General features: G+C 45.6%; 5 protein-coding genes. 3 read left to right on the top strand and 2 right to left on the bottom strand.

What is annotated here, in order from left to right; translation table 11 throughout:
• Positions 1 to 685: 685 nt before the first annotated feature.
• The gene (locus tag QUA04_RS01040; protein WP_333252932.1) at positions 686 to 1,426 is read right to left on the bottom strand and encodes an SIMPL domain-containing protein; all 741 of its coding nucleotides are present in this window, start codon (positions 1,424 to 1,426) and stop codon (positions 686 to 688) included.
• A gap of 132 nt (positions 1,427 to 1,558) precedes the next feature.
• Between QUA04_RS01040 and QUA04_RS01035 the strand changes: the two genes are divergently transcribed.
• The 3 genes from QUA04_RS01035 to QUA04_RS01025 all read left to right on the top strand — a co-directional run bounded on the left by QUA04_RS01035 (position 1,559) and on the right by QUA04_RS01025 (position 5,312).
• Positions 1,559 to 1,942 (top strand): YkvA family protein, encoded by a 384-nt coding sequence (locus QUA04_RS01035; protein WP_333252930.1) that lies wholly within the window; start codon positions 1,559 to 1,561, stop codon positions 1,940 to 1,942.
• Between the two features lie 205 nt (positions 1,943 to 2,147).
• The gene (gene pcrA / locus QUA04_RS01030) at positions 2,148 to 4,514 is read left to right on the top strand and encodes a DNA helicase PcrA (RefSeq protein WP_333252928.1); all 2,367 of its coding nucleotides are present in this window, start codon (positions 2,148 to 2,150) and stop codon (positions 4,512 to 4,514) included.
• Positions 4,515 to 4,706: 192 nt separating this feature from the next.
• Positions 4,707 to 5,312: a hypothetical protein gene (locus QUA04_RS01025; RefSeq protein ID WP_190738328.1), complete on the top strand. Its 606-nt coding sequence runs from the start codon at positions 4,707 to 4,709 to the stop codon at positions 5,310 to 5,312.
• A 2-nt stretch (positions 5,313 to 5,314) separates the two neighbouring features.
• On the opposite strand, the gene QUA04_RS01020 is transcribed toward QUA04_RS01025, so the two are convergent.
• Positions 5,315 to 6,592 carry an FGGY-family carbohydrate kinase gene (locus tag QUA04_RS01020; RefSeq protein ID WP_333252926.1) on the bottom strand — a complete coding sequence of 426 codons (1,278 nt, stop codon included), beginning with the start codon at positions 6,590 to 6,592 and terminating at the stop codon, positions 5,315 to 5,317.
• Between the last annotated feature and the right edge of the window lie 251 nt (positions 6,593 to 6,843).

The raw sequence follows: 6,843 nt of genomic DNA, 5'->3' as shown, positions 1-6,843 counted from the left end.
TGCTAAACGTGCAGCGCACGATGTTAAGTCATCTGCCCAATATCTAGCCGAATCCGCCGAGGAAAATAAGGATAGTGATCTTCACATCTCCGGCAGTCCTGAACTCAAGGACAAAGTGGTCATTAATGACAAGAGAATCATTAAGGACTAGGTAAAGTAAGGACTTAACTCAAGCTTGTTAAAGCTAGCGCTAAGAGAGTTTAACAGAGAGTGGATCTGAGAAAAGAGTCCACTCTTTTCTGTGTAGGAAGAATACGATCGCCTAGGGTTTAATGGGCAGTCTATTTATTGAGGAACTCTCCCCCTGAACAAGGAGAGATTCCGTTCATAGTTCATAATAGGTTGTAGCCATTTGCCGTAACTGCTCACGCCAACCAAGTTGGCGTGAGCAGTTACACTTTAACTCAGAGCGCGCCACTTAATATTTCCTTATATAATTATGAATTTTTCCACCGACTTACTTAGAGGGAAACTTTGTTTGGCGCTAAAATTGTTAAGGCTTTGATTGTTGTGCCTCTTCCGGGCGAAGATGGGGAAATATTTGTGTTGGAACGCGAACAATTGCTCGACTACTGGCAGAAGAGGTGAAAACGGCTAAAGTTTCTGGTAGAAAAAGCTGCTTGATAAATCGAGAAATAGTTAGGGTCAAGCTGAGGTAGTCGGTTCAACCCCTAACTATTTAATTTTAATATCCAATTTGCAAAGTCACCGATGCTTCTACCTGCTGTTCTCCTCCTACCACAGGCGTTGCAGCGTCAGCAGCAGCCATGCGAGGAGCAGCCAATTGCCGATACATTGGAGGTGGCGCGATCGCACCGTTGACTTGAATGCCCAGAATCTCTCCCCGCTTCAGGTTGAGCGCGCTAAAGACTGCATCCGCTTGCGCTTGAGCCTCTTGAGTTGCTTTTTTGAGTGCTTGTTTTTGAGCTTGTTCGATCGCACTTTCGGCGGCGGCAAAACTCACACCGTCGATGCGTGTGGCTCCTGCATTCACCGCATCGTCGAGCAAAGTGCCGGCAGATGCAGTATTAATCCGAAAACTGACTGTATTTGTCGCCGTATAGCCAGTCAAGCGCTGCTGGTTGTTTTCGTAGCTGTAAGTCGGGCTGAGGGTGATGCCGGCAGTTTCGAGTTTTTCGACTTGGCGCGATCGCAGCAACTCTACCACAGCAGACGATCGCCTCGCCGCTTCCTGCTGCACCTCGGCCGCCGTTTTCCCCTGCACCTCAACCCCCAGCCGCACTTGCGTTTGAGTTGTAGGAATCGCTTCCACACCCCGCCCAGTAACGGTCAACGTTCTGATCCGCTGTTCTTGAGCCACCGCCGGATCTAATCCCACGAAACTGACGAGAGTTAAGGTTAAACACAACGCTGTTAGCAGACTACGGAAATTAATGCGATCGCGACGTTGCAAATTTGAATTCATAAATTTGATTATCCTCACATACAACAGATGCTATACTTTACCTTCCCACTGAAAATGCTAAATATCCGGCTTGTTACCTTTTTAGTAACTAAAAAAAGTATTAGTCATTAGTCATTAGTCATTAGTCATTATATGCAATCCTTAAAACAAGTTGCCCGCCGACTAAAAAAAGAGACTTACGCTGTTTATTTAGCCAGTAGAGACCAGAGAGTACCTTGGTACGCCAGAATTTTAGCCGGCCTTACGGTTGCCTATGCTTTTAGCCCGATCGATTTAATTCCTGACTTCATACCGGTTCTGGGCTACTTGGACGATTTGATAATTGTACCTTTGGGAATTTGGCTGGTACTGAAGATGATTCCGCCACAGGTTTTAGCCGAGTGTCGGGAAAAAGCAGCCGCAGAAATAGAGCGGGGAAAACCAATAAATAGGGCTGCCGCTGTTGTTATTATTGCCATCTGGATTGGCTTGGGAATATTAGCAGCAATGTGGCTGACACGGATATTTAAACGTTAAAAAAAATCACCTATCTATTTATAGTGTAGGGTGCGCGCCAAACACCTTACCTTAAGCAACTCGCTTAAGCAAAAAATATTTAAAGTTTAAAAAATCACCTTTCTAGTTATAATATAGGGTGCGCCTAGGGCACCTTACGTTAAAAAACTCGCGGTATCGCATCCCAGTATTATTTACCTTAAACAATAAAACTAACTTTGTAGCTATGACTCAAACCACTGATTTCCTCAGCCACCTCAACCCATCTCAGCGCCAAGCAGTCGCCCATTATAACGGGCCGCTGTTAGTAGTAGCGGGCGCTGGTTCCGGCAAAACCCGAGCTCTAACTTACCGAGTTGCTAACTTAGTTCGCACCCATCAAGTCGATCCGGAAAATATTCTGGCGGTGACATTTACAAATAAAGCCGCCAGAGAGATGAAAGAAAGAATTGAGAAATTGCTGGCAACTCAGCAAGCTGAAGCGGAATATGGCAAACCTTTGGTAGAGTTGACCCCGGATGTGCAAACGAAATTGCGATCGCACATTTACCGCACAATTACCAAACACATTTGGATGGGGACTTTTCACTCTTTGTGCGGTCGGATTCTCCGCTACGATATTGAAAAATACCAAGACGAAAAAGGCCGCCAGTGGAAGAAAAATTTTTCGATTTTTGATGAGTCAGACGCTCAAAATATCGTCAAACAAATTGTTACAAAAGCTCTCAATTTGGACGACAAGAAATTTGACCCGCGAAAAGTCCGCTATGCTATCAGCAATGCTAAAAATAAAGGTTTTTCGCCTGAAGAATACCAAGCAGCAGAACCGGATTATCGAGGTCGCGTGATTGCCGATGTTTACAGTCGCTACCAAGACGCTTTAGCAGCCAACAATGCCCTAGATTTTGATGACTTAATCCTCGTTCCCGTTAAGCTTTTGAGCCAAAATGAGCAAGTATTAAGTTACTGGCATAAAAAGTTTTGCCATATTTTAGTTGACGAATACCAAGATACCAACCGCACTCAATACGATTTGATTCGGATGTTGGTGACAAATAACGCCGACCCGAAAAACTTCGATAAATGGCAAAACCGCTCGATTTTTGTCGTGGGCGATGTCGATCAATCAATTTACAGCTTTCGGATGGCAGATTATACCATATTGCTGGAATTCCAAGAGGATTTCGGAGATGGTTTGTCCGACGATAAAACTGGGACAATGGTAAAATTAGAGGAAAATTATCGATCGCGCGAAAACATCCTGCAAGTGGCGAACCACTTGATCGAACACAATACCGAACGGATCGAGAAAATTCTGCGCCCGACTCGCGAACCGGGAGCTCCGATTGTTGTCTGGCGCGCCGACAACGAATTAGATGAAGCGGAATTTGTAGCAGGTCAAATTCATTCCTTAAAGCGCCAAAGCTCCGAATACGAAAACGGCAGTAACTTTGCGATTCTCTACCGCACAAACGCTCAATCTCGTTCCTTTGAAGAAGCGTTAATGCGTTTAGACATTCCTTACAATATTGTCGGTGGTCTGAAGTTTTACGATCGCAAAGAAATCAAGGATATCCTAGCATACCTGCGGGCGCTTGCCAATCCCGACGATAGCGTCAGCCTCAAACGCATCATCAATACTCCCCGTCGCGGCATTGGGGATACCACATTTTCCAAAATCGAAGACGCTGCAACTCAGTTAGGCATTCCCCTGTGGGAAATCCTCAGCGATGAATCTTCTGTAAATACTCTAGCAGGGCGATCGGCAAAAGCTATTATTAAGTTTGCCGAAATGATTGGTCGTTGGCAATCGCAAATTGAAACTCTGCCGGCTTCGCAAATTGTCCAAGGAATTATCCAAGATTCAGGCTACATTGAAGATTTGAAAAATCAAGGAACCGACGAAGCCACAAACCGCATAGAAAACGTCATAGAATTGTACAATGCAGTGCTGCAATTTGAAGAACAAAACGAAGAACCGACCCTGACATCATTTTTAGCAAAAGCATCTTTAGCCTCCGATTTAGATGACTTGCAGGAAGAAGATTCCCGCGTGTCGCTGATGACGCTGCACTCCGCCAAAGGGTTAGAATTTCCCGTGGTATTTTTAGTCGGAATGGAACAGGGTTTATTTCCCAATTTCCGCAGTTTGGACGACCCAAAAGCGATCGAAGAAGAACGCCGTTTGTGCTACGTGGGCATCACTCGCGCCCAGGAATTGCTATTTCTCACCCACACTCGCGAACGCCGCCTTTGGGGAGGCTACCGGGAACACTGCACCCCTTCGCTATTCTTAGGAGAATTGCCGACACATTTGCTGGCTGGAAGTGCGAAGAAAACTAAAGCGGGAAAAACGGCTGCATCTAAAGGAAAAACTAATAATTCAGCAGCAAATTCCGGCACTTCTCAACCTGGAAACAATGGACAATCAGCGGATTGGAAAACGGGCGATCGGGTTTTTCATCATGCTTTTGGAGTTGGAGAAATTACCCACGTCTTGGGAGAAGGCGATAAAACTAATCTGGCAATTAAGTTTTCGGGTTTGGGCAGAAAAATTATCGATCCGAGAACAGCTAAGTTGCAGCGAGTGTAATAGAAAATCCGGCGGTTTCAACCGCGTCTATACAGGCAAAACCCTAGAAGAGTGGGCTGAAAAAGGGGCTGTTAAAATGCGGTAAAAATTACATTTTTATCTTGAGTCCACGTCGGGCAACTCGTTTGTGTAGACGCGGTTTCAACCTTCGTTTTATCTAAGTAAAAAGTAGAAATGAAAACCTAAACTCTTATGTCTTACAGTCAATTTACGACCATCGGCAAGGTTAAAGAAGCCTTCAATCTTACAGTAGTGGAAGGAATCAGATTTCTGCCGGAAATCGAACCGATCGCACCCGCAACAGCCTTGCAGACCATGCTGGAGACAAATTTGCCTTGGGCGATCGCCACTAGCACCGAAAAAGCCCGTTCTGAAGCTATTATTAACCCTGTATTGCTGGAAGTTCGCAGGATTCTGAACCAACAAATCAGCGTATTTTCGGGTGAGGAATTTAATGTTGATGTGGCTGTTGGACTTACAGGAGTTTGCGATTTTATCATCAGCCGTTCCCCGGAACAATTAGACGTTGAGGCCCCGGTAATTGTGATGGTGGAAGCTAAAAAAGGAGATTTGAAAGTAGGTTTGGGTCAATGTATTGCTGAAATGGTAGCGGCCCAGAGATTTAATGAAGCGAAAGGGCGATCGATTTCCGTCATCTACGGCAGCGTTTCCAGCGGCACAGCTTGGCGGTTTCTCAAGCTGGAAGGGCAAATAGTGACGATCGATCTTACCGATTATCCGCTACCTCCAGTAGATAAAATATTGGGATTTTTAGTGTGGATGGTGCGCGAAAATTAGCATTATATCCCCATCGCACCCCGCATTGCTAATAACGCCGTCCCATAAGCAGCCGCAGTATGAATTGGCGTTTCAACAGGGACTTTTAAATAACGCTTTCTAATCGCAGTCCAAACCGAATTTTTCGCCCCGCCACCAGCCGTATAAACTTTTGTCAAAGGAGTTGCACCCAATTCTTGCAATAATTGATATCCCCGCGCTTCAATCCGCGCTATGCTTTCTAGCAAACCGTGCAGAAATTCTACTGAATCAGTTGGACGCGGTTCGAGTCGGGGCGACAAATTCGGGTCATTAATCGGAAAGCGATCGCCCTTTTTCAACAATGGGTAATAATCCAGCAAACTCTCTTGTTCGGGATCAATTTGTGTGCTATAATTATCCAACTCAACATCAGTAAAAAAGTGTCGCAGCACCCCACCTCCGGTATTAGAAGCACCTCCAACTAACCACAAATCGCCTAATTTATGACTGTAAATCCCGTATCTAGAATCATCTACGCGGGTATGACTTAACAGTTTGACTGCTAGTGTAGAACCGAGAGAAGTTACTGCTTCCCCTGGTAAATTGATACCGCTTGCTAAAAAAGCGGCAATGCTATCGGTTGTACCAGCACAAACCATACAATCGCGGGGAAAACCGAAGCGCTCGCCCACTTGAGCTCTCACTTCACCCACAGGCGTGCCCGGTGCGACAACTTCCGGCAATTCAGGAGTTGCAGCCCCCGCAATTCCCTCTCTCAGCCAATTCGGATAGCACAAAGTATCAACATCGAAACCGAGTTTCAAAGCATTGTGATAGTCGCTAATTCCCAATTTTCCGTGCAGCAGAAATGCCAGCCAGTCAGCTTGATGCAGGAAAACCGTAAGGGCGGTGCCCCCGTGCCCGCCCTCCTGCCACCACAGGAGTTTTGCGAGACTCGATGTAGCGCTCAATACTGTGTGGTTATCGGGCGCGATCGCCCGCAACCTCTCTGTCACCGCTGCACCGCGCGCATCATTGTATAAAATCGGCTCGAATACTGGTATACCGTCGGTATTGCACAGCATGACAGTGGAGGATGTACCGTCAATGGCGATCGCCCTTACCTGATTGCGGATTGCTGGGGGAATTTGCTCGATCGAATCACACAGCGCATTTTGCCAAACCGATGGCAATTCAGGCTGTTGTTGCCTGTTGTTAGCAAAAGTATATTCTGTTTCAGAATGTATTGTACCCTGGGAGTCTATGACAGTCGATCGCGCGCCAGTCGTGCCGAAATCTATTCCCAAATAAAGATTCATTTGCCACTCCCGCGAATTTTCCTATATTTGACGAAACCACAAAGTTTATTTGCATTAGGGCTAAGACCAACTGTCACAAATTGGGGTTACAGTTTAGGTATGTAGTTGCTTAAGTAGCTAGACAAAATTAATTACATAGTTTTCTCCAAATTCTTTCAGGATTTTTTCCACAGAGGTAAGCTGTTGTGCATTTAAAACGCATATTGGTATAATATAACATAATGATATTCAGAAAAAGTGAATGCCTGCTA

The organism is Microcoleus sp. S13_C5, assembly GCF_036700845.1.
Taxonomy (GTDB): Bacteria; Cyanobacteriota; Cyanobacteriia; order Cyanobacteriales; family Microcoleaceae; genus Microcoleus.
Note: the sequence above shows the minus strand (reverse complement) of the source record. Positions and strands in the feature narration are given on the sequence as shown.